We start from the raw sequence: 20,449 nt of genomic DNA on the forward strand, positions 1-20,449 counted from the left end.
GAGATAGACCAGATTCACGGGTTTGTGTTGAAGCGCCCACAACGTTGATGTGTTGTGCGGCGTTGCGACCTAACTCTGTCTCAGGTTTAAGTAAAAACGCTTTAGGCGGCGGAACCACCCGGACCGTGGGGTTATCTCATTCCCGAGGACCTGTGTGCACAGGTGGGCGCCAGGTAACGAGGCCAAGACCTCGACAGAGCCAGCTCCCTCGGAAGTATTTAAGGCCACCGGAATGCAACCGTGTCACGAGAAGGGCAGAACCGCCAATTCCCACATAGGCAGGGCAGGGTGAGATAACAAGCCACCATTTCCAATCCTGTGAACAATGGCGGATTACAGCGCCCGCCTTGGCCCGATCTCGACACCTGCCAGGTTCCGCGCGGGGTCCGATCCTTGATATTGAAGCTGCCGCGTGCAGTCGCCCAACGGCATTCAATCAAGCAAGTCGGCCAAAATCCCCTTGAATATGTTCTCTCTTTGTTCAATATTTGGGGGATGGATGACCAGCTTCCTTCAGAGCAAATGCAACCCGGTCAGCTCTTGGGGCGTGGGGTATGCCGTTTTTTGGCCAGCCATGATTTCGTGACGCTGGAAGAGTTCGTGCCCCAGAGGGGCAAGCGTGTGGATGTCATGGCGCTTGGGCCGAAAGGTGAGATCTGGGTGATCGAATGCAAATCCAGCCGGGTTGATTTCACGTCTGATGGGAAATGGGGGGGCTATCTGGAATGGTGCGACCGCTATTTTTGGGCGGTGGACACCGATTTTCCGACTGACCTTCTGCCGGATGATACGGGATTGATCATTGCCGATGCCTATAATGCCGAGATCATCCGAATGTCGCCCGAGGTTAAACTGGCCGGCGCCCGTCGCACTGCGCTCACACGGCGCTTCGCCCGGCACGCGGCGCGTCGACTGCAAGGGTACCGTGATCCACGGGTCTTCTAGGGCTTCGGGTCAGCCCTTGGCGCGTGCGGCCCGTGCAGCAGCGCGGATTTCTTCGGCGATTTCGTCGGCTTCCTCGGGGTCGAAATCCATAGGAATCTCGATGTCCCGCGCCTCGATATAGAGCCGCACCATTCCTTGATCGGTCGGGCCGATTTGCAAGTTGGCTTCGATGTCGCTCTGTTTGTTGATGCTCATGACGTGCTCTCCTGAAGCTGGCATTCAGCTAGACAGTTTGGCCTTGCGATGCAAGCACCTGCAACCATTCTGCACCTGTTGCGGCGCGCATGTTCCGGCAATTGTCGGGCAATGACGCGGACCCGCCAACGAAATATCAGACCGCTCTCGCGTGGGTGTCGAATGGGTTCGCTTTGTGAGAGCTTCAACAAGGGCGACTCGAAATGGCGCGCAACAGATCAATGTCATGGGCGTTTTGTGACAAACCCGTGATTCAAGTTTGTCGCGAAACGCTTTAGAGGCTTGCATTCACGCGACTCGGAAGCTAAATCGCCTGACAGTGCCGCCTTAGCTCAGTTGGTTAGAGCGCTGGATTGTGGATCCAGAGGTCCCCTGTTCAAGCCAGGGAGGCGGTACCATTTTCCCCCGACATGATTACACTGGTAAACTTGCACCGGCAGAGTCCTGGTTTTTGCTCTTGCAGACGGTAGCCCCAAGTCGCCCAGGGCCTGACGGGCTTGACCTAACACAAAAATATCCCACCCGAGCCGGGACGCGTTTGGCGATCACGACGCTTTACACAGAGAACGTTCGCGGTTAATCCGGGCGTGCTTCGGTCCGAACAAAGAGTCGTTTGGATAATAGGGAATATGGTGAGGTCGCCCGCAAGGCTGCCAAATCCACAACTGCCCCCGCAACTGTAGGCGGAGAGCGAAGCCGGAATACACCACTGTCGCAGAATCTGCGGCGGGAAGGTCCGGCCAAGCGTTGACCCGCAAGTCAGGAGACCTGCCGAAGTGAACACCCTGTCCGCGCGCGTGGGGCGTCGTGGGCTGCGGAGCATTCTTCCGCCGTGGTGTCTTCACCGTCTCGGGGGAGGGCTCACTTTCCCCCAAAGGCAAACAGATATCGCAGCGGTCGCACAAGCTTGCGCCGTGTTAATGGGGAAATGCGATGACACGTTCGAAACTATTGGCCAGCGTGGCCACAACTGCACTTTATTCTGCTCTTCTGGCCGGGTCCGCCTTGGCCGAAGAAACCTATGATCTGGGCGAGATCACGGTCTCGGGCAACCTTGCACCAACACCGCAGGCGCAGAGCGGCGCCAGCGTCGAAGTCCTCGAAGGTCAAGCGCTTGCGCAGGGCGATGTGCCGCTCGCATCGGTTCTAAGCCGCGTGCCGGGGGTAAGTGTTTCGTCCAATGGCGGGCTTGGGACCACCAGCAATCTGCGCATTCGCGGTCTGTCCAACAGCTATGTTGGCGTGCGCATCGACGGGATCGACGTGACCGATCCATCAAGCACCCAGACCGGTTTCAATTTTGGTGGTCTGACCTCCGCAGGGATTGGCCGAATCGAGGTTCTCAAAGGCACGCAATCCGCGCTTTACGGTTCGGAAGCCATTGGCGGCGTGGTCGACATCACCAGCTACCGGCCGACCGAACTGGGCTTCTCCGGCAAGGGGAGCATCGAAGCGGGCAGCTTCAAGACCTATTCGGGCAGCCTTTCGTTGGGCCAGAAAAGCGAGCGCGGCGAAATCGCGCTGACCTTCTCGACCGTGCGCTCCGAGGGCATTTCCTCCCAATCCTGGGATACCGAGGCTGACGGGTTTGAGCAAAAGATGCTGACCTTCTCGGCGCGCTATGCCTTAACCGACAATCTCACCGTTGGTGGCTCTGTCCTTTGGCGCGACGCCGAGATTGAAATCGACCGGCAAGGCCCCAACACTTGGGGGGCACCGATTGACAACACCGGGGTGAACTACACCACCCAACGTGGCGGGCGCATCTTTGCAGAACTGACCACCGGCTCGGTGCTGCACACTTTGAGCTATTCGCAGTTTACAAATGAAAGGCGCGATCCCGGCGGTTTCTCCACCTTCTTTGATGGTGAACGCACGCAGCTTTCCTATCTGGCCAGCGCCGATCTTGGCGCGCGCGCCAAGCTCAACTTCGGTCTCGACAAGACCGAAGAAAGCTTCGCGACCTCGTCCGAAAACGGCAGCTATGACACCAACTCGGCGATGGCCGAATTGCAGTGGAGCGTGACGCCCGATTTCGACCTGTCGATCACCGGGCGCTATGATGATCATTCGTTCTTTGGCGGCAATTGGAGCGGGCGGGTCGCCGGCGCATGGCGCGTCAGCAGCCAGACGACCCTGCGCGCCGTTCTCGGCACAGGCTTTCGCGCGCCCTCGCTCTATGAACTCTATAGTGGCTATGGTGATCCCACGCTCAACCCCGAAAAAAGCCGCAGCGCCGAGCTTGGTGTTGAGCACCGCTTTGCCGGTACCGACGGGATGGTCAAGGCAACGCTGTTTTACACCGAAATCGACGATCTGATTGAGTATGACGGTGCCTCTATGGCCTGCGCCAATGCCATCGCCACCGGTTGGGCCGGTTGCTACAATCAGGTGCCCGGCACCACGCATAGCCAAGGGGTTGAGCTTAGCTCCAGCTTTGCGCTCAATGATCGCACCACGATTTATGGCAACTACACCTACACCGACGCGCGCTCCAAGGGTGCACGGCTGACCCGGGTGCCGATGCATGATCTCGTGCTGGGGCTCGATGCAAGGTTCTCCAACCGCTTCGCCGCCAATCTGGAAATGCAGCACGTCGCCGGTGTGAAGGCCAGCGCCTTTGCCCCCGCAGGGCATAAGGTGGGGGACTATTCACTGGTTAATATCGGCCTGCGTTATGACGTGACGGATTCGGCGCAAGCCTATCTCAGGGTCGAAAACCTGCTCGACGAAGACTATGAAACCGCCGGTGGCTACAATCAGCCGGGCCGTGCAGTCTACTTCGGCCTCCGTGCGGCTTTCTAGGTCCATATCCCTCGCGGCGGCACTGGCCCTTGGCCTTGCCGTCGCACCTTGCACCGCGGACGATGCGGCGCAAACGGCTTTGCCTGAAACAGCCCCGGCGCGGGTTGTGTCGATGAACCTCTGCACCGATCAGCTTGCAATGATGATCGCCGCTCAGGGGCAACTCATCTCGGTCTCCCATGTCGCCTTTGATCCGCTGAGTTCGGCAATGGTGGACGAGGCCGCCGCCTATCACAAGAACCATGGTCTCGCCGAAGAGATCTACCTGCTCAAACCCGATCTCGTGCTTGCCGGGCGCTTTTCCAATCGTGCCACGGTCTCCATGCTCGAACGGCTCGGCATTCCCGTCGTGTTGCTCGACGTGGCCGGATCTCTCGAAGAGATTCCACCGCTGATCACCAAAGTCGGCGCGGCCCTGCACCGCGCGGAGCGCGCTGCCGCCCTTGTGCAAGATTATCAACAACGCCTCGCCCGCCTGCGCGCCGAAGCCATCACCCACCCACGCGCCGCGCTCTATTACGCCAATGGCTACACGCTGGGGGACAATTCGCTATCCGGGCAGATCCTGCTGGCGGCAGGTTTCAGCAATGTCGCCACCGAGGCCGGGATTACCCGCTCCGGCACCCTACCGCTGGAATTGCTGGTGATGAGCGCGCCCGAAGCTCTGATCACCGGCACGCACTATCCTGGTGCGTCGCGCTCTGAAGAAATTCTCTATCACCCGGTTGTCGAAACCCTGCGCGCAAACCTGCCCGGCGCCGGGGCCAGCGATCGCGACTGGATCTGCGGCACGCCGCATGTGCTGGCCGCCGTCGAAGACATGGCCCAAGTGCGCCGCCGAATGCAGGCGGGAGGGGGCGAATGATGCGCATGGCCCTGATCCTGACGGTTCTGCTTCTCTTCGCCGCCTCATTAGTGATCGGCCCGGCACCGATTGGTCCACTGGAAAGCCTTCATGCGCTGATCACCGACACCGATGGCGCGCTCAGCATGGTGATGCGTGAAATCCGCCTGCCGCGCGCTCTACTGGCGCTGCTGGTTGGGGGTAGTCTCGGCCTCGCCGGGGCGGCGATGCAAGGCTATCTGCGCAACCCGCTGGCCGATCCCGGCCTGATCGGGGTGTCGGGTTCGGCGGCCCTTGGTGCGGTGTTGGCGATCCAGACCGGCTTTGCGGCGCTGATCCCTCTGGGCCTGCCGCTGGGGGCGCTCACCGGGGCCTTTCTCGGCGTGTTCCTGATCCTCGCGCTGGCCGGCCCGCGCGGCACCTCGCTGACGCTGATCCTTGCGGGCATCGCCATTTCCTCGCTCACCGGCGCGCTGATTTCGCTTGTGCTCAACCTCTCGCCCAATCCCTTTGCCGCCAGCGAAATCGTGTTCTGGATGATGGGCTCGCTCACCGACCGTTCGATGGTTCACGTCTGGATCGCGCTTCCCTTCATTGCGCTCGGGGCTGTGTTGCTGCTCGGCCTTGCGCGTGGCCTCGACGCGCTCACCCTGGGCGAGGATGCGGCTGCGGCGATGGGTATCAACCTGTCGCGCCTGCGCCTCACGCTGGTGATCGGAACCGCTTGTGTCATCGGCGCCTCAACGGCTGTTGCGGGCGCCATTGGATTTGTCGGCCTCGTGGTGCCGCATATCCTGCGCGGATTTGTCGGCGCGCGGCCCGGGCGGCTCTTGTGGGCGTCGGCACTGGGCGGGGCGGGAATGGTTCTGGCCGCCGATATCGCCGTGCGCCTCATCGTGCCCGAGCGGGATCTCAAGCTCGGCGTGCTCACTGCGCTGATCGGTGCGCCGCTGTTCCTGCACCTGATTTATCGCACCCGGAGGGACGCCGCATGATCTGCCTCTCCGTCTCTGATCTTGCTGTGTCGCTGCGCGCTCGCCCGGTTCTGTCCGGCGTGTCATTCGAGGTTGGCCCGAACGAGCTGATCGGCCTGATCGGCGCCAACGGGGCGGGCAAGACCACGTTGATGCGCGCCGCTTTGGGGCTGATCCCGCACACCGGCCACTCCAGCCTGACCAAACTTGCGCCGCGCGCGCGCGGTCAAATGGCGGCATGGATGCCCCAGGCGCGCGAAATTGCCTGGCCCGTTTCGGTCGAAACTCTTGTCATGCTGGGCCGCACCCCGCATCTCGCACCGGGGCAGGCGCCAAGCCCTGCCGACCACGCCGCCGTCGAGCGCGCCTTGGACGCGCTGAGCCTCACGGCTTTTCGTCATCGCACCGCCACCCGGCTTTCCGGAGGCGAGCAGGCCCGCGTCCTGCTGGCCCGCGCGATGGCACAGGAAACCCCGCTCTTGATGGCGGACGAGCCGATTGCGGGGCTTGATCCTGCACATCAGATTTCCACCATGCAGAGTTTTGCAAAGTTGGCCGGCGAAGGCCGCTCGGTTATTGTTTCGCTGCATGATCTCGGCCTTGCCGCGCGCCATTGCACCCGCCTGATCGTGCTCGGCAAGATCGGGGGGCACGGCGGAATCGTGGCCGACGGACCACCTGCCAAGGTGCTTACCCCCGCTCTCATCCGTGACACGTTTGGTGTTACTGCCTGGTATGAAAATACCGCCCAAGGCCCAGTGTTTCAGCCGCTTGAGGTGCTGGAATGAACACCGTGACCCTTTCGCACCCCTGGCTTGAATTCGATCTCGGCGGCGCGCGTCAGGTGCTGAGCTGGAGCCTCAACCGCCCCGGTTTTGTCACCGCCCGCCGCATCCTCTGGCGCGAGGTGCGTAATGCCGATCTGCCGCGCGATTTCGATGTTGCGGCATGGCTGGCCGGGGAACTCAAGCGCGCCGACGCCGAAGATGCCGTCTGCCTGCTCACCTCGCGCAACATCGACAGCTTCACCCAGGCCACCGCCACCGTGGGCGCCACAACAGCGCATTGCGTCGCGACGGTTGGGCTGACCAATGCCGAACGCGTCGGCCATCGCATACCGGCCAATCCGGCTGCATATGGCACCATCAATATCGCGGTGTCGCTCGATTGCGCGTTGTCGCAAACCGGGCTGATCGAGGCGATGAGCATCGCAACCCAAGCCCGCACCGCCGCCATTCTTGAAGTCGGTTTGCGCCTGCCCGTGGGGCTGGCCACCGGCACGGGCACCGATTGCATTGCGCTCGCCGCACCGCACGGCAGTCAAGATTATGCGGGTCTGCACACCGAAACCGGCGAAGCGCTGGGCGCTGCTGTCTATCGTGCCACGCTGGCGGGGGCGCGTGATTGGCGCCCGCCCACCGGGCCAGAGTCAACGCACAGGACGATAGATGCAGATGCCTGACACGCATATCACCAAACACCCTGAACCCGACAGGAAGGAGCCGACCCCATGTCCCTCGATATGACAAACATTCGGGCATTCCTCGATACCGGCGGCCCCGCACTTTGGGCGATCGCCGCGCTTTCTGTGCTGACCGTGGCGATCATTGCCTGGAAACTCTGGCGGTTGGCGCTTGATGGCGCCTGGGCAAAAGCGCGCGCCGCGCGCGCATTCGACGCGCTGGTATCGGGCGAAATGCCCGCGCTCTCTGCACGTCCGCGCACATTGCGGCTGCGCTTTGTTGCCGCGCTGGAGGTCGGGCGGGGCTCGTCCGACGCCTTGGCGCGCGAACATATCACGAGCATCGCTCAGGATGAACTTCTGCGCCTGCGCGCCGGGCTGCGCCCGCTTGAACTGATCATGACCATCGCGCCGCTGATCGGCCTTCTTGGCACGGTTCTTGGAATGATTGAGGCGTTTCAGGCGCTTGAAGACAGCGGCGGGCAGGCCGACCCCTCGGTGTTGGCAGGCGGCATCTGGGAGGCGCTTTTGACCACAGCCGCCGGCATGGCCGTCGCCATTCCCGCCGCCGTCGCGCTCAGCTGGTTTGAAGGCATCAACGAACGTATCCAAGGTGACTTTGAGACCATGGCAACGCGCTTTTTCATTGCCTCCACGAGCGCCGACAAGGCCGCCTGATGATCCGTTTCGCCCCCCCCACGCGCGCGCGCCGCATGCCAAGCCTGACGCCGATGATCGACGTGGTTTTCCTGCTTCTGGTGTTCTTCATGCTGGCGGCGCAATTCGGGCGCGAAGCGGTTGTGCCTCTGGGCATCGGCGGCGGGGGCAGCGCCGATTACAGCGGGCCGCCACGCCTGGTGGAAATCGCGCCCGAGACGGTGACATTGAACGGCCTGCCACAGGATGAAACAACGCTGGCCGCTGCGCTGAGCGGGCTGACAGAACACCCCGACGATACCATCGTATTGCGCGCCGCGCCCGATACACGCCTGCAACGGCTGGTCGATGTGGCCGAAACCCTGCGCGCGGCGGGGTTCACCGCCCTGGCCATCGTGGAGTAGAGAGCGATGCGTTTTGCCCGCCCCCCCCGTCGCCGGCCGAGCGAAGGCATCGTGCCGATGATCAATGTGGTGTTCCTGCTGCTGATCTTCTTCATGATGGCGGCGCGCATTACGCCGCCCCAACCCTTTGATCTGACCCCGCCCTCGGCCACAAGCGACACCAGCCCCGAACAGAGCCACATCCTCCATTTGTCACGCGATGGCGTGCTGGCGTTTGAGACCTATCGCGATGCAGATGTCTGGTCGGCATTGTCCCAAGCCGGGCAAACCGGCCCGCTGACCCTGCGCGCCGATATGGACATGCCCGCGCCCTTGCTGGCTGAAACGCTTGGGCGGCTGGCGGCGATCGGGATAAGTGATGTGAACCTGACGGTGCGCGTGAAATGAGGGGGCTGTTTGAATTCTCCGGGTTTCTGGGCGCCTCGGTCGCGGCCCATCTGGTGCTTTGGCAGGAGGCTGCACCCCAAGGCGCCACGGCCTCGGCCGGGGCAGGGGGCGCGGCGACGATTACCCTGACCGGTGCCCCCCAGACGCTCGCCGCGCTGGTTGACGCGTGGGAGCGACCGCCCGAGTTTCTGGTCGATCCGTCACTGGTCGCGATGCCCGCAGCGCCCGATCAACCTGCCATGCCCCTCACCACCCCTCAACCCGTTGTCAGACAGACACCCATGGCCCCGCCACGTGCTCCGACGGTGCCCGGCATGGTCCCTTCGGCGCCGCAGGTCGATCTCACCCCGCCACCTGCGCCGCGCTCGGCCCTTGCGCCCGACACGTCGCCGCGCCCAAGGCCACGCCCCGATCAGACCGAACGCGCGCAAAAACCGACCCCCAAGACCCAGCCCAACGCCAAACCGCAGCGCGCCGCCGCCCCCAAACAGACCGCCGCGGGAAGTGGCGGCAAGGTGGCGGCGGGGAAGGCACGCACATCCGGCACCGGCGCGCAGAAATCGACCAAAGCCAACGCCAGCCTGATCGCGCGCTGGGGCGGCTCGATCCGTGCCCGCGTGGAACGGCGCAAGCGGTATCCTTCGGGCACATCGGGAAACGGCAAGGTACGGCTCTGGCTCAAGGTCACAACCACCGGCCAATTGGCCAGCGCAGGACTCACCCGCTCGTCCGGCAATCCGGCGTTTGATCGCGCCGCATTAAGCACCGTGCGTCGCGCCGCCTTGCCGCGCGCACCGGGCGGCATCGCGCCGGGCGCCTATCGTTTCACATTGTCGATGTCGTTCAGTCGCTAGGAGTCACTTCGATCTCTTGCAACAGGGTACCGGTGTCGGGGTTGTAAATCAGGATGCGATTATCCTCGGTCACCACCGCATACCAGTTCTTGGCTTGGGTGAACGCAGCGGCCTTTGCCCCGGCGGGCAACTCGATCCGCTCAGGAATCGGCAGCCGCTTTTCCGAGAACTTGATGACAAACAGCGCGATGATCACTAGAAGGCCCAAGATCATCGTGCCTGTCAGCACCGTGACCAGCAGACGCAGGAACTTCAGCGTCTTTTCATCCATCGGCTGAGGAGTGTCGTTCATTGGCCCAAACCCTTGTCAATTTTGCGGTCCAGCCCGATCCGCCTGCGCGCCTTGATAAGGCGCTTTCGCGCGATGTGCCAGAGGCGGCGGCGCTGTCGCGCACCCGATTGGTGCGTTTGATCGAGGCGGGCGCGGTGCGCATCAACGGTGAGGTGGCGACAAACCCCAAGGCACAGGTGAACGAGGGGGACAGCGTCGAAATCACGCTTGAGGCCGCAACCGAAAGCCATATCGGCCCAGAGGATATCACGCTGGAAATCGTCTATGAAGACGATGACCTGGTGGTGGTGAACAAGCCCGCCGGCATGGTGGTGCATCCCGCTCCCGGCACGCCATCGGGCACGCTGGTCAACGCGTTGCTGCATCATTGTGGGGATAGTCTTTCGGGCGTCGGCGGTGTCGCGCGCCCCGGAATTGTGCATCGCATTGACAAGGATACCAGTGGTTTGCTGGTGGTGGCCAAGTCCGATCGGGCCCATCATGGCCTTGCCGCCCAATTCGAGGCCCATAGTGTCGAGCGTTACTATCTCGCCATCGCCAATGGGGTGCCTGATGGTGCTGATCCGCGCCTGCGTGGTCTTCGCGGCGTCAGTTTTGAGCCGGGCAATATCCTCAAGATCACAACCCAGCTTGCACGCCACAAACATGACCGTCAACGCCAGGCCGTGCTGTTTCAAGGCGGGCGCCATGCCATCACCCGCGCCCGTCTTGTTGAACGATTCGGTACGCCTCCTGTGGTTTCTCTGCTGGAATGCTGGCTGGAAACGGGGCGCACCCATCAAATCCGGGTGCACCTTGCCCATGCCGGACATGGGCTCATCGGCGATCCGGTCTATGGCGGAAAACGCAAGATTGCCGAAAAGGCGCTCCCCGCTGAGGCCCGCGCCGCTGCCAAGGCCTTCCCGCGGCAGGCGCTGCATGCCGCGGTGCTGGGGTTCGAACATCCCGTCAGTGGCGAAACCCTGCGATTCGAGGCGCCCTTGCCCCAAGATATGTGCGACCTTCTCGATCTGTTGCGCGCGCCCGGCCCCGACGCGATGTAACATGAACCTGCTGCGGTTGCGGGCCAATTCGCGCCGCCGCGCCCGGAAAGCGGGGTGCAAGCGGCCTGTAACGCCTCCGAGACCATGGAACCAACGCCATCCAGGCACGTTATTGAGATAACAGGCGCGTTGTTGACGCAATAAGCACATTGGCGTGATGCCGGATGTTTCTCCCGACAGAAACCCTTATGCTTTGCGTATAAATGCATACGAAGGGGCTTGAACCGCGCTCACAGCACCCCCATCTCGATGTTAATAGAGTAAACATTAAGCTCTGAACAGTTACAGGGACATGACAAATGGCCAACTACGCAAACCTCCCAGCCCCCACACCAGAAGGTGGCTTGAACCGCTATATGCAGGAAATTCGCAAGTTTCCGCTGCTTCAGCCGGAAGAGGAATACATGCTCGCGAAAGCCTGGGTCGAAAAGGAAGACACCGAGGCCGCGCACCGTATGGTCACATCGCATCTGCGATTGGCGGCCAAAATCGCCATGGGCTATCGCGGCTATGGGCTGCCTCAGGCCGAGGTGATTTCCGAAGCCAATGTCGGGTTGATGCAGGCGGTCAAACGGTTTGATCCGGAAAAGGGCTTTCGCCTCGCGACTTATGCGATGTGGTGGATTCGCGCCTCGATTCAGGAATACATCCTGCGCTCATGGAGCCTTGTGAAACTTGGCACCACCTCGGCCCAGAAAAAGTTGTTCTTCAACCTGCGCAAGGCCAAGGCCCGTATCGGTGCTCTGGAAGAGGGTGATCTGCGCCCCGAGAATGTCGAACGTATCGCCCATGATCTCGGTGTGACGGAAACCGAAGTGATCTCGATGAACCGGCGCCTGTCGGGGGGCGATGCCTCGCTCAACGCCACGGTCGGCTCCGAGGGCGAAGGCACGATGCAGTGGCAGGACTGGCTGGAAGATGAATCCGCTGATCAGGCCGGAGATTACGAGGCACGTGACGAATTGGAAGCGCGCCGCGAAATGCTGGCCGCCGCGATGGACGTGCTCAACGACCGCGAGAAAGACATCCTGACCCAGCGACGGCTCAACGAGGAAACCATCACGCTCGAAGACCTCTCGGGTCAATATGACGTCAGCCGCGAACGCATCCGCCAGATTGAGGTGCGCGCGTTCGAAAAGCTGCAAACCCGGATGCGCGAACTGGCTGCCGAAAAGGGCATGATGACCGTGGAATGAATGGCCCGTAAAAGGGATCAGCCATAGGTTCGAAATGACACAAGGCCGGGGCATCGCCCCGGCCTTTGCCGTTCGCCCCATTGGCGAAAATCTTAACGTTTGCCCTTTTTCTGCGACAAACGGATCTGTTTGCGCAGCGACTTGCCCACGGATTTGCGCTCGGTCAGCGTCGAGGAATTGAACCGGCCCTCAGCGGCCAGTTTCTTCCAGCGTTTCAGCTTGCCACGATCAATCTCCCCCGCTTCCAGCGCCGCGCGAACGGCACAGCCGGGCTCGGTCTCGTGTTGGCAATCGCGAAACCGGCATTGGTGTGCCAAGGCCGTCAGCTCATCGAACATGTCGGCAATTCCGGCCTCGACGTCGATCAACTGAAGCTCGCGCATGCCGGGCGTGTCGAGCACCGCGCAGCCCTCGGGTGTTACATGCAATTGGCGGCGCGTGGTGGTGTGGCGCCCCTTGCTGTCATCGTCGCGGATGTCGGCGGTCTCGGCGATGCCCGCGCTGAACAACGCATTGACCAGCGTGGATTTTCCCACCCCGGAGGACCCCAGAAAGGCAACGGTCTGTCCCGGCTGGCACCACGGAGCGAGTTGGTCAATCGTCTCACTGCTGCTCAACGCGTTCAGCATGACCACCGGCACACGGTCTGAAACCGCGCCTGCCTCGGCCAGATAGGTGTCGGGATCGTCGCAGAGGTCAGGTTTGGTCAGCACAATCACCGGCGCGGCTTCGGATTCGAACGCCAGAACGATATAGCGTTCAAGCCGCGCAACGTTGTAATCGTTGTTGCACGAGGTCACGATGAAGGCGGTGTCTACATTCGCCGCGATCCGCTGAAGCTTGCGCTCGGTGCCCGGCGCGCGCCGCTCGAACAGGCTCTTGCGGTGCAGAACTGTGCTGTCGGTCGGGTGCTGTGCATCAAACAACAACCAATCTCCGACGGTTGCGTCCGGTCCCGGCGGGATGAGCGTATCAATGCCGTCGCCCAGTGCACGCAGACCGTTCCTGTGAACCTCCACCACCCGGACCGGCGGTGTCAGAACGAGAGTTTCTTCGTTGATTTGTTGGGCGAAAAACGGCTGCCAGCCAAGCTTGACCAGCGGCGTGATGTCACGCCCGGTTTTGCTTGCCGCCCCTGCGGATGGTGAATTCTGGGAGGGATCCCGTGTCATGTCTGTGATCTTTCATGTTCCGGTCGGGGGCGAGACCCGCACCGCAAATTGTCTGGAAATTGTCTTGTGATTGAAAAGCAATCTTGCGATTGGAACGCGAAACACCTCCCGCCGAACGCAATGGGGCGGTGCCGGTTTGGCTTTGTTTCGCAACGGAAGGGCGTCTTGCCTCCCCAGTTTACCGCGACATGAAATCTCCATGAAAGTAGACCTCAATTATAGCCTTTGGCGCAGATTTTACAAGCGTTCGCCACCGGATCGAAGCACGCTGGGGTGCCTGCCCGATCCGGCGATACACTCCGCCCCGCGCTGGGGGACACGCGGGATTTGTCTCGTGCTGGCACGCAGGGGCTTTGACGTTTCCCGCGCGGCCCATGGATTGAGCCGTTGAAACCGGCGCGAACCCCCTGTATTCCCGCGAGGTATCCGCAACAGGTGGTCCCAAACGATGAAAATGCACGAAACCTTCATCAAGCCAATGCACCCCGAAGGGCGCCGTTTCGTGGCAATCTTTGCCGGTCTGACGCTGCTGCTCTTTCTTTTGTGGGAACCGCTTGGCTGGATCGGCGTCGGGCTTACGGTCTGGTGCTACTATTTCTTCCGTGATCCCAAGCGCTCGGTGCCTGATCGCGCCGGGTTGATCGTTTCACCCGCCGATGGCGTGGTCTCACTGATCGAACCTGCCGCGCCGCCGCCCGAACTGGGCATGGGCGACACTCCGCTCACGCGGGTCAGCGTGTTCATGTCGGTTTTCAACTGCCACGTGAACCGCGCGCCGATCTCCGGGCGCATCGAAAAGATGGTCTATCGTCCGGGCAAATTCCTCAATGCCTCGCTCGACAAGGCCAGCGAAGACAATGAACGCAACAGCCTTGTGATCGCCATGGAGGATGGCCGCAAACTGGCCGTGGTGCAGATCGCGGGCCTCGTGGCGCGCCGCATCGTGCCCTTCGTGCGCGAAGGCAACAGCCTGCTCACCGGCGAACGCTTCGGTCTGATCCGGTTTGGCTCGCGGCTTGATGTCTACCTGCCCGAAGGGGTCGAACCACAGGTGGCGCTGGGCCAGACCATGATCGCCGGGGAAAGCATCATCGCCGATTTGGCCCAAGGCGACACACCGCGTATGACCTCACGGCGCCTCTGAACGAATGGCACCAACCCCAAAAAAACGCGCCCCCCTGCGTCCGGTGCAGCTTCTGCCCAACCTGATGACGCTTAGCGCGATTTGCGCGGGCCTTACTGCAATACGCTTTGCGGTCGATGGCAATGTCACGCTCTCGGTGGCGCTGATCGCCTTTGCGGCGCTGCTCGACGGGCTCGATGGCGCCATGGCGCGCCTGCTGAAAAGCGAAAGCGCGCTCGGCGCCGAACTCGACAGCCTTGCCGATTTCCTCAATTTTGGCGTGGCCCCCGCGCTTATCCTCTATCTCTGGGCCTTGCCCGATAGCCGCAGCGGTGGCTGGATCGCCGCCCTGATCTACGCCATCTGCTGCGCTCTTCGCCTTGCGCGCTTCAACGTCGTTGACAAGGCGCGCGCCGGTGGCAGCAAACAATCGGGTTGGTTTCAAGGGGTTCCCGCCCCCGGCGGCGCGCTCCTCGTGCTTTTGCCGCTGGTTGTGACGCGCAATTTCCCCGGCATGATCGAAGCCGCGCTTCCGGCTTTTACCGGCATTTGGCTTCTCGCGGTGGGCTTTTTGATGATTTCGCGTCTGCCAACTCCGTCATTCAAGCTCATGCGCATTTCGCGCGACAAGGCACCGATGCTGATGGTGGCGCTTATGGCGCTTACCGCCGCTGCCTTTACCTGGCCTTGGCCAGTGCTGCTCATTGCCCAGATCGCCTATCTTGGCCTTCTGCTGCGGGTTGCGATTAAGCCTCCCACCCATATCCCAGAGGAACCTGCCCCATGAAAGCCGAAGCCGTCACCGCGTCCTACCGTCGTTGGGCTCCAGTTTACGATCTGACCTTTGGTGCAGTTACCGGCGCGGGGCGCAGGCGGGCAGGGGCCTATCTTACCGGGCGTGGTGGTGCCGTGCTTGAGGTCGGCGTCGGCACCGGTCTCGCTCTGGGGCACTACGGTTCCGGGGTCGAGGTCACGGGAATCGACTTCTCCAACGAGATGCTGGCCAAGGCCAAACGCCGTGTTGCGGAGGAACGCCTCACTCACGTCAAGGAACTGCGCCAGATGGACGCCGGCGAACTCGATTTCGCCGATGCGAGCTTTGACAGCGTTGCGGCCATGCACGTGCTTTCGGTGGTGCCCGATCCCGAAGGCGTCATGGCGGAAATCGCCCGCGTCCTGCGCCCCGGTGGACGGGTGGTCATCACCAATCACTTTGCCCGCCCCAAAGGCCCTCTCGCCACGCTCGAACGGATCACCGCGCCATTAGAAAACCTGATCGGCTGGCAATCGGATTTTCAGATTGAACGCGTGCTGGGAACGCCCGGCCTCACAGAAGTCGAACGCGACAAACTGCCGCCTCGCGGCCTGATGACCTGGCTCGTGCTGAAAAAAGACGGTTGAGCCGGACGACCTGCATGTGACTGCCCAACGTCACTTCAGTCGTGCCCGCAAGACCCGCAGCATATTGCCCCCCATCACTTTTCTGATCTGCGCCTCGCTCACCCCCGCACGCAACAGCGCATCTGTAAGAGCGGGCAATTCGGAGGTGTCGAAAGCGGTCGCCACCGACCCGTCGAAATCCGACCCCAGCGAGACATGATCTTCCCCCACCGCCGCGATCCCGGCCTTGATCATCGCGGCAATGCCATCGGGGTTGATCTTGCCACAGGCGACCTCGCCCCAATATCCCATGCCAATCACACCGCCCCCGGCGGCAATGGCACGCATCAGATCATCGGGGAAATTCCGCTTTACCGGACAATGCGAATGAATGCCGCTATGGCTCAGCACGATCGGCACATCCACCATTCCCAAGACATCGCGCGCCACCTGCGGGCTGGAATGGGCCACATCAATCACCACCGGCATCTTGGCCAGTCGGGCCACCACCTCGCGGCCAAATTCGGTCAGCCCGTGATTGCCCGTGCCATGCAGCGATCCACCCAGTTCATTGTCAAAGAAATGCTGCAAGCCAAACACCCGATGCCCGGCCTCAAACAACCCATCTAGCTTGGCAATATCGCCTTCCAGCGGATGCGCGCCTTCAATCCCCAGGATACCACCAACCACCGGTTTCCCGGCGGCACGCTCTGCCAGCACAGCATCGAGATCGGCCTGCGTGCGGATGATCTGCAATGCCCCGTTCGAGGCCGCCTCAAACCCGTGCAGTTTCTCCGCCTGATAGATTGCGCGCTCATAGATCGATGTCCATGTGCGGATCGGCCAAAGCTGCCCAAAGGCCAGAAGCGTGATGTTGTCAAACGCATCCGCCGCGTTCTCATCGTAATTCTGCCCCATCGGGCTCTTGGTCACGGCGGTGAAGACCTGCACCGCCACGCCCCCCTCCAGAAGCCGGGGCACATCCACCTGCCCACGCTCACCACGTTCCAGCAGATCGCGCTTCCACAGCAGCGAATCCGCATGCCAATCGCCGATCACCAACTGCTCATGCAGGGCGCGCGCTTCGTCTGAAACCGGGTAAGGATCATGCACCGCCACCGCGTTGCGCCCCTTTTCAACAATTCCCGGCGCAAAGGCCCAGAACGCTACAAGTCCCAGAACCAACAGCATCGCCACGCCCGCCAAGATCCGTTTCACCCACCGCATACCAAATCCCTCCCGCATTTCTTTCGATTTACCCACGCAAATCGATTCGCCTCAACGTGAACGCGGCGGAAAGCCTCTTCATCTTGCCAGAAATATCTCGGGGGGTTCGGGGGGCTGGCCCCCCGTTCGGTCGGATTGCGCAGCAATTCGAAGCCGCTCAAACCTCAGAGCGCGCGCCATCCTATATCGCGCCGGCAAAACCCTTCGGGCCAGTCGATCCTGTCCACCATTGCATAAGCCCGATCCCGTGCCTGGCTCAGGCTCGCCCCGCGTGCGGTCACGCTCAACACCCGCCCGCCAGCGGCGATAAACTGCCCGTCCTTGCGCTCGGTCCCGGCATGAAACACCATGTGAAAGCTGTCTTCACCACAGTTTTCCAGCCCCTTGATGACACTGCCCTTCTCATAGTCACCCGGATAGCCATCGGCCGCCATCACCACGGTCATCGCATGATCGTCGGCCCAATTCACGGCGCACTCCGCAAGCCGCCCCTCGGCCGCCGCCTGTAACAGGTCAAACACCTGCGCCCCAAGCCGCATCATCAAAACCTGACATTCCGGATCGCCAAACCGCACATTGTATTCCACCAGTCGCGGCTGCCCGTCCTTGATCATCAACCCGACAAACAAGACCCCCTGATAGGGCGTGCCGCGCTTTGCCATCTCGGCCAATGTGGGGCGCACGATCTCGGCCATCGTCTTGTCAACCACATCGTCGCTCATCACCGGGGCAGGGGAGTAGGCCCCCATCCCGCCCGTATTTGGCCCGGTATCGCCTTCGCCCACCCGCTTGTGATCCTGCGCCGTCCCGATGGGCAGCGCCCCCTCACCGTCACAAAGCACAAAGAACGACGCCTCCTCGCCCTCCATGAACTCCTCGATCACCACCTCGGCACCTGCCCCGCCAAACGCGCCGCCAAACATGTCGTCAAGCGCCGCCAGCGCGGTTTCCAAATCCATCGCCACGATCACGCCTTTCCCGGCGGCCAGACCATCGGCCTTGATCACGATCGGCGCGCCCTGTGCTTCAACATAGGCCCGCGCCTCCGCCAGATCGGTGAAATGCCCATAGGCGGCTGTCGGCGCGCCGCAGGCATCGCAGATCTCCTTGGTGAAGCTCTTCGAGGATTCGAGCTTTGACGCCGCCGCCGATGGCCCGAACACGTTGACCCCTGCCTCGCGCAGCCGATCCGCCACCCCCGCCGCCAAAGGCGCTTCTGGCCCGACAATCACGAAATCAATCGCGTTGGCTTCGGCAAATGTCGCTACCGCCCCGCCATCCATGATATCAATGCGCGCGCACTCCGCGATTTTCGCGATTCCGGCATTTCCCGGCGCCACGATCAACTTGTCGCATTTAGGGTTCTGCATAACCGCCCAGGCAAGGGCATGTTCGCGCCCGCCACTGCCGAGAATGAGGATGTTCATGGGGCTGTCTCCGCTTGGCCTTCTTTGAATGGCGTTCTAAGCTCCGCCCGAGCCAGTGACAAGCAAGGTGACACGCGAGGCATGATGTCTGACCTGATTGACGATCCCACACCCGGTCAGAATGACCCGGAATTTACCGTTACGGAGATTTCCGGCGCGATCAAACGGGTGATCGAAGGCGAATTTGCGCATGTGCGCATCCGTGGCGAGGTCGGACGCGTGTCGCGCCCCCGCTCTGGTCACGTCTATCTTGATCTCAAGGATGACAAATCGGTCATCAACGGCGTGATCTGGAAAGGTGTTGCCAGCCGCCTTGCCGTGCAACCCGAGGAGGGCATGGAAGTGATCGCCACCGGGCGCATCACCACTTTTGGCGGCCAATCGCGCTATCAGATCGTGATCGAAGATATCAAACCCGCCGGCGTTGGCGCACTCATGGCGATGCTGGAGCGGCGCAAGGCTGCGCTTTCAGCCGAGGGGCTTTTTGACCCCGAATGTAAGAAAAAACTGCCCTACCTGCCTGAAATCATTGGCGTTATCACCTCTCCTTCGGGCGCCGTGATCCGCGATATTCTGCACCGACTGCGCGACCGTTTTCCACGCAAGGTGCTGCTCTGGCCCGTTGCCGTGCAGGGCGACAAATGTGCGCCTGAGGTGGCCCGCGCCATTGCTGGCTTCAATGCGCTCGAACCGGGCGGGCGCATCCCGCGCCCCGACCTGCTGATTGTCGCGCGCGGTGGCGGCAGCATCGAAGACCTTTGGGGCTTCAACGAAGAAATCGTTGCCCGCGCCGTTGCCGCGTCGCAGATTCCGCTGATCTCTGCCGTGGGTCACGAAACCGATACCACCTTGATCGACTATGTTTCGGATCAACGCGCGCCAACCCCCACGGCGGCAGCGGAAATGGCCGTGCCGGTGCGCATGGAACTGCTCTCATGGGTCGAAGGCCAGGGTGCGCGCATGGCGCAAGCCCTCGGTCAAGGCGTCGCTTCGCGCGGTCAGCGCCTGCGCGATCTCTCCCGCGCCTTGCCGCGCGCCGACACGCTGCTTGATACCCCCCGCCAACGGCTTGATCGTGCCTCTGATCGTCTGCCTGCCGCCCTGATCGCCGGTGTCCAACGGCGAAAAGTGCATCTTTCGGGCATTTCAGGCAGCCTGCGCCCCTCGGTCTTGTCGCGCCACCTGGCCCAGGATCGTCGCCGCCTTGATGCTTCCATCCCCCGCCTGGGTGCGGGTCTGTCCCAGGCCATAGAGCGCAAACGCGAATCCCTCGGTCGCCGTACCGATCGGCTGACAGTCACCCCGATCCGCCGCGACATCGCCCAGAAATCAGAGCGCTTGCAAATGCTTGCCCGCCGTTTCTCGGACGCCGCCAAACGCCAGACCGAAGAACGCCGCGCCCAGATCGAAGCCCTTGATCGTCTGCGCGAAACCTTGGGCTATGTTGAAACCCTCAAACGCGGCTACGCCGTTGTGCATGGCGAAAACGGTGTGCTGACCAGCCGCAAGGCCGCCAGAAAATCACCGCCCCTTGAGATTGAATTCACCGATGGCCGTCTGACGCTCGGCCCCACGTCTGCCCCCAAAGCGCGGCGGGCTGCGAAATCCGACAAGCCGCCCCGCAAGCCACCCAGCGATCAAGGCTCGTTGTTTTAAGGCTTTAAACGCCCACTTTCGGCCCCAGACAATGCAGCGGCTTCGTGCTCTGGCGCAGCTCATAAAGCACGCGCCCTCCAGAATCGTCGGCAAACTGCGCCCGCAGGCCTCCGCCGTCCATCTGGAAGGTCCAGCAATGCTGGCGCGGGTCGTCCTCATAGACAAAACAGATCAGCGATCCCTCTTGCCACCAGCGTCCCTCAAGGCACTGCCCATCGAGAAATGACCAGCGCACGCGCCGATCCTCCAGATATTCCTCGGCACCATAAGGCTCTCCGCCCGAGCTGAAATAGAAGGTCTTGCCATCGGTCAGCGCCTCGAAAGCGTCTGCATCCAATGCACTCTGGGCCAGAGCCAGCCCCGGCCAAAACCCCAACAGAAGAAAAAATGCCCGCCACATGCCCGC

22 protein-coding genes, 1 tRNA gene, 1 other RNA gene and 1 riboswitch are annotated in these 20,449 nt (G+C 62.0%); of the genes, 17 read left to right on the plus strand and 7 right to left on the minus strand.

Annotation, left to right across the window (positions count from 1 at the left end):
• Nucleotides 1-107 precede the first annotated feature (107 nt).
• Nucleotides 108-264, minus strand: a non-coding RNA gene (ssrS, locus tag LZG00_06445) — 6S RNA.
• Between the two features lie 231 nt (nt 265-495).
• Here ssrS and LZG00_06450 point away from each other — a divergent pair.
• The gene (locus tag LZG00_06450) at nt 496-945 is read left to right on the plus strand and encodes an MmcB family DNA repair protein (protein ID MCF3593635.1); all 450 of its coding nucleotides are present in this window, start codon (nt 496-498) and stop codon (nt 943-945) included.
• Between the two features lie 9 nt (nt 946-954).
• Here LZG00_06450 and LZG00_06455 read toward each other — a convergent pair whose 3' ends face one another.
• On the minus strand, nt 955-1,140 hold the full coding sequence (locus tag LZG00_06455; protein ID MCF3593636.1) for a DUF6324 family protein: 186 nt from the start codon (nt 1,138-1,140) through the stop codon (nt 955-957).
• A gap of 321 nt (nt 1,141-1,461) precedes the next feature.
• Between LZG00_06455 and LZG00_06460 the strand changes: the two genes are divergently transcribed.
• From LZG00_06460 to LZG00_06505, 10 genes are all read left to right on the plus strand, one after another.
• A tRNA-His gene (locus LZG00_06460) sits at nt 1,462-1,538 on the plus strand.
• 178 nt (nt 1,539-1,716) lie between these two features.
• A riboswitch (cobalamin riboswitch) is annotated at nt 1,717-1,931 on the plus strand.
• A gap of 142 nt (nt 1,932-2,073) precedes the next feature.
• Nucleotides 2,074-3,945, plus strand: coding sequence for a TonB-dependent receptor (locus LZG00_06465; GenBank protein ID MCF3593637.1), 1,872 nt, complete (start codon nt 2,074-2,076; stop codon nt 3,943-3,945).
• Nucleotides 3,890-4,810, plus strand: a complete 921-nt coding sequence (locus tag LZG00_06470) for an ABC transporter substrate-binding protein (protein MCF3593638.1) — start codon at nt 3,890-3,892, stop codon at nt 4,808-4,810. The genes LZG00_06465 and LZG00_06470 overlap by 56 nt, the downstream gene beginning before the upstream one ends.
• The gene (locus tag LZG00_06475; GenBank protein ID MCF3593639.1) at nt 4,807-5,784 is read left to right on the plus strand and encodes an iron ABC transporter permease; all 978 of its coding nucleotides are present in this window, start codon (nt 4,807-4,809) and stop codon (nt 5,782-5,784) included. Before LZG00_06470 ends, LZG00_06475 begins: the two co-directional genes overlap by 4 nt.
• Nucleotides 5,781-6,551 (plus strand): ABC transporter ATP-binding protein, encoded by a 771-nt coding sequence (locus LZG00_06480; protein ID MCF3593640.1) that lies wholly within the window; start codon nt 5,781-5,783, stop codon nt 6,549-6,551. The genes LZG00_06475 and LZG00_06480 overlap by 4 nt, the downstream gene beginning before the upstream one ends.
• On the plus strand, nt 6,548-7,225 hold the full coding sequence (locus LZG00_06485; GenBank protein MCF3593641.1) for an adenosylcobinamide amidohydrolase: 678 nt from the start codon (nt 6,548-6,550) through the stop codon (nt 7,223-7,225). The genes LZG00_06480 and LZG00_06485 overlap by 4 nt, the downstream gene beginning before the upstream one ends.
• A 48-nt stretch (nt 7,226-7,273) precedes the next feature.
• Entirely contained in the window at nt 7,274-7,903 is a 630-nt protein-coding gene (locus LZG00_06490) for a MotA/TolQ/ExbB proton channel family protein (GenBank protein ID MCF3593642.1), read from the plus strand.
• Nucleotides 7,903-8,286: a biopolymer transporter ExbD gene (locus LZG00_06495; GenBank protein ID MCF3593643.1), complete on the plus strand. Its 384-nt coding sequence runs from the start codon at nt 7,903-7,905 to the stop codon at nt 8,284-8,286. Before LZG00_06490 ends, LZG00_06495 begins: the two co-directional genes overlap by 1 nt.
• 57 nt (nt 8,287-8,343) lie before the next feature.
• The gene (locus LZG00_06500) at nt 8,344-8,673 is read left to right on the plus strand and encodes a biopolymer transporter ExbD (GenBank protein MCF3593644.1); all 330 of its coding nucleotides are present in this window, start codon (nt 8,344-8,346) and stop codon (nt 8,671-8,673) included.
• Nucleotides 8,670-9,527: a TonB family protein gene (locus LZG00_06505; GenBank protein MCF3593645.1), complete on the plus strand. Its 858-nt coding sequence runs from the start codon at nt 8,670-8,672 to the stop codon at nt 9,525-9,527. Before LZG00_06500 ends, LZG00_06505 begins: the two co-directional genes overlap by 4 nt.
• On the opposite strand, the gene LZG00_06510 is transcribed toward LZG00_06505, so the two are convergent.
• Nucleotides 9,517-9,819 (minus strand): DUF6476 family protein, encoded by a 303-nt coding sequence (locus LZG00_06510; protein MCF3593646.1) that lies wholly within the window; start codon nt 9,817-9,819, stop codon nt 9,517-9,519. The two genes, LZG00_06505 and LZG00_06510, sit on opposite strands and share 11 nt — an antisense overlap.
• On the opposite strand from LZG00_06510, the gene LZG00_06515 reads away from it, so the two are divergent.
• Nucleotides 9,819-10,862, plus strand: coding sequence for an RluA family pseudouridine synthase (locus LZG00_06515; GenBank protein ID MCF3593647.1), 1,044 nt, complete (start codon nt 9,819-9,821; stop codon nt 10,860-10,862). The genes LZG00_06510 and LZG00_06515 overlap by 1 nt on opposite strands.
• Nucleotides 10,863-11,161: 299 nt before the next feature.
• Entirely contained in the window at nt 11,162-12,058 is an 897-nt protein-coding gene (rpoH, locus tag LZG00_06520) for an RNA polymerase sigma factor RpoH (protein ID MCF3593648.1), read from the plus strand.
• Nucleotides 12,059-12,150: 92 nt separating this feature from the next.
• Here rpoH and rsgA read toward each other — a convergent pair whose 3' ends face one another.
• Nucleotides 12,151-13,230, minus strand: a complete 1,080-nt coding sequence (gene rsgA / locus LZG00_06525) for a ribosome small subunit-dependent GTPase A (protein ID MCF3593649.1) — start codon at nt 13,228-13,230, stop codon at nt 12,151-12,153.
• A 448-nt stretch (nt 13,231-13,678) separates the two neighbouring features.
• Here rsgA and LZG00_06530 point away from each other — a divergent pair, with 448 nt between their 5' ends.
• The 3 genes from LZG00_06530 to LZG00_06540 are packed head-to-tail and all read left to right on the plus strand — an operon-like array spanning nt 13,679 to nt 15,754.
• Nucleotides 13,679-14,374 carry a phosphatidylserine decarboxylase gene (locus tag LZG00_06530; protein ID MCF3593650.1) on the plus strand — a complete coding sequence of 232 codons (696 nt, stop codon included), beginning with the start codon at nt 13,679-13,681 and terminating at the stop codon, nt 14,372-14,374.
• A gap of 4 nt (nt 14,375-14,378) precedes the next feature.
• A complete protein-coding gene (pssA, locus tag LZG00_06535) occupies nt 14,379-15,140 on the plus strand; it encodes a CDP-diacylglycerol--serine O-phosphatidyltransferase (GenBank protein MCF3593651.1) in 762 nt (253 codons plus the stop codon).
• On the plus strand, nt 15,137-15,754 hold the full coding sequence (locus tag LZG00_06540) for a methyltransferase domain-containing protein (protein MCF3593652.1): 618 nt from the start codon (nt 15,137-15,139) through the stop codon (nt 15,752-15,754). The genes pssA and LZG00_06540 overlap by 4 nt, the downstream gene beginning before the upstream one ends.
• A gap of 30 nt (nt 15,755-15,784) precedes the next feature.
• On the opposite strand, the gene LZG00_06545 is transcribed toward LZG00_06540, so the two are convergent.
• Both LZG00_06545 and purD read right to left on the minus strand, forming a co-directional pair.
• A complete protein-coding gene (locus LZG00_06545) occupies nt 15,785-16,960 on the minus strand; it encodes a membrane dipeptidase (GenBank protein ID MCF3593653.1) in 1,176 nt (391 codons plus the stop codon).
• A 164-nt stretch (nt 16,961-17,124) separates the two neighbouring features.
• Nucleotides 17,125-18,387, minus strand: a complete 1,263-nt coding sequence (gene purD, locus LZG00_06550; protein ID MCF3593654.1) for a phosphoribosylamine--glycine ligase — start codon at nt 18,385-18,387, stop codon at nt 17,125-17,127.
• A gap of 84 nt (nt 18,388-18,471) precedes the next feature.
• Between purD and xseA the strand changes: the two genes are divergently transcribed.
• Nucleotides 18,472-20,043 carry an exodeoxyribonuclease VII large subunit gene (gene xseA / locus LZG00_06555; GenBank protein ID MCF3593655.1) on the plus strand — a complete coding sequence of 524 codons (1,572 nt, stop codon included), beginning with the start codon at nt 18,472-18,474 and terminating at the stop codon, nt 20,041-20,043.
• Nucleotides 20,044-20,047: 4 nt separating this feature from the next.
• On the opposite strand, the gene LZG00_06560 is transcribed toward xseA, so the two are convergent.
• Complete coding sequence (locus LZG00_06560; GenBank protein ID MCF3593656.1) at nt 20,048-20,443, minus strand: hypothetical protein; 396 nt, start codon at nt 20,441-20,443, stop codon at nt 20,048-20,050.
• Nucleotides 20,444-20,449 lie beyond the last annotated feature (6 nt).

It is taken from the genome of Rhodobacteraceae bacterium LMO-JJ12 (assembly GCA_021555075.1).
Classification (GTDB): Bacteria; Pseudomonadota; Alphaproteobacteria; order Rhodobacterales; family Rhodobacteraceae; genus JAKGBX01.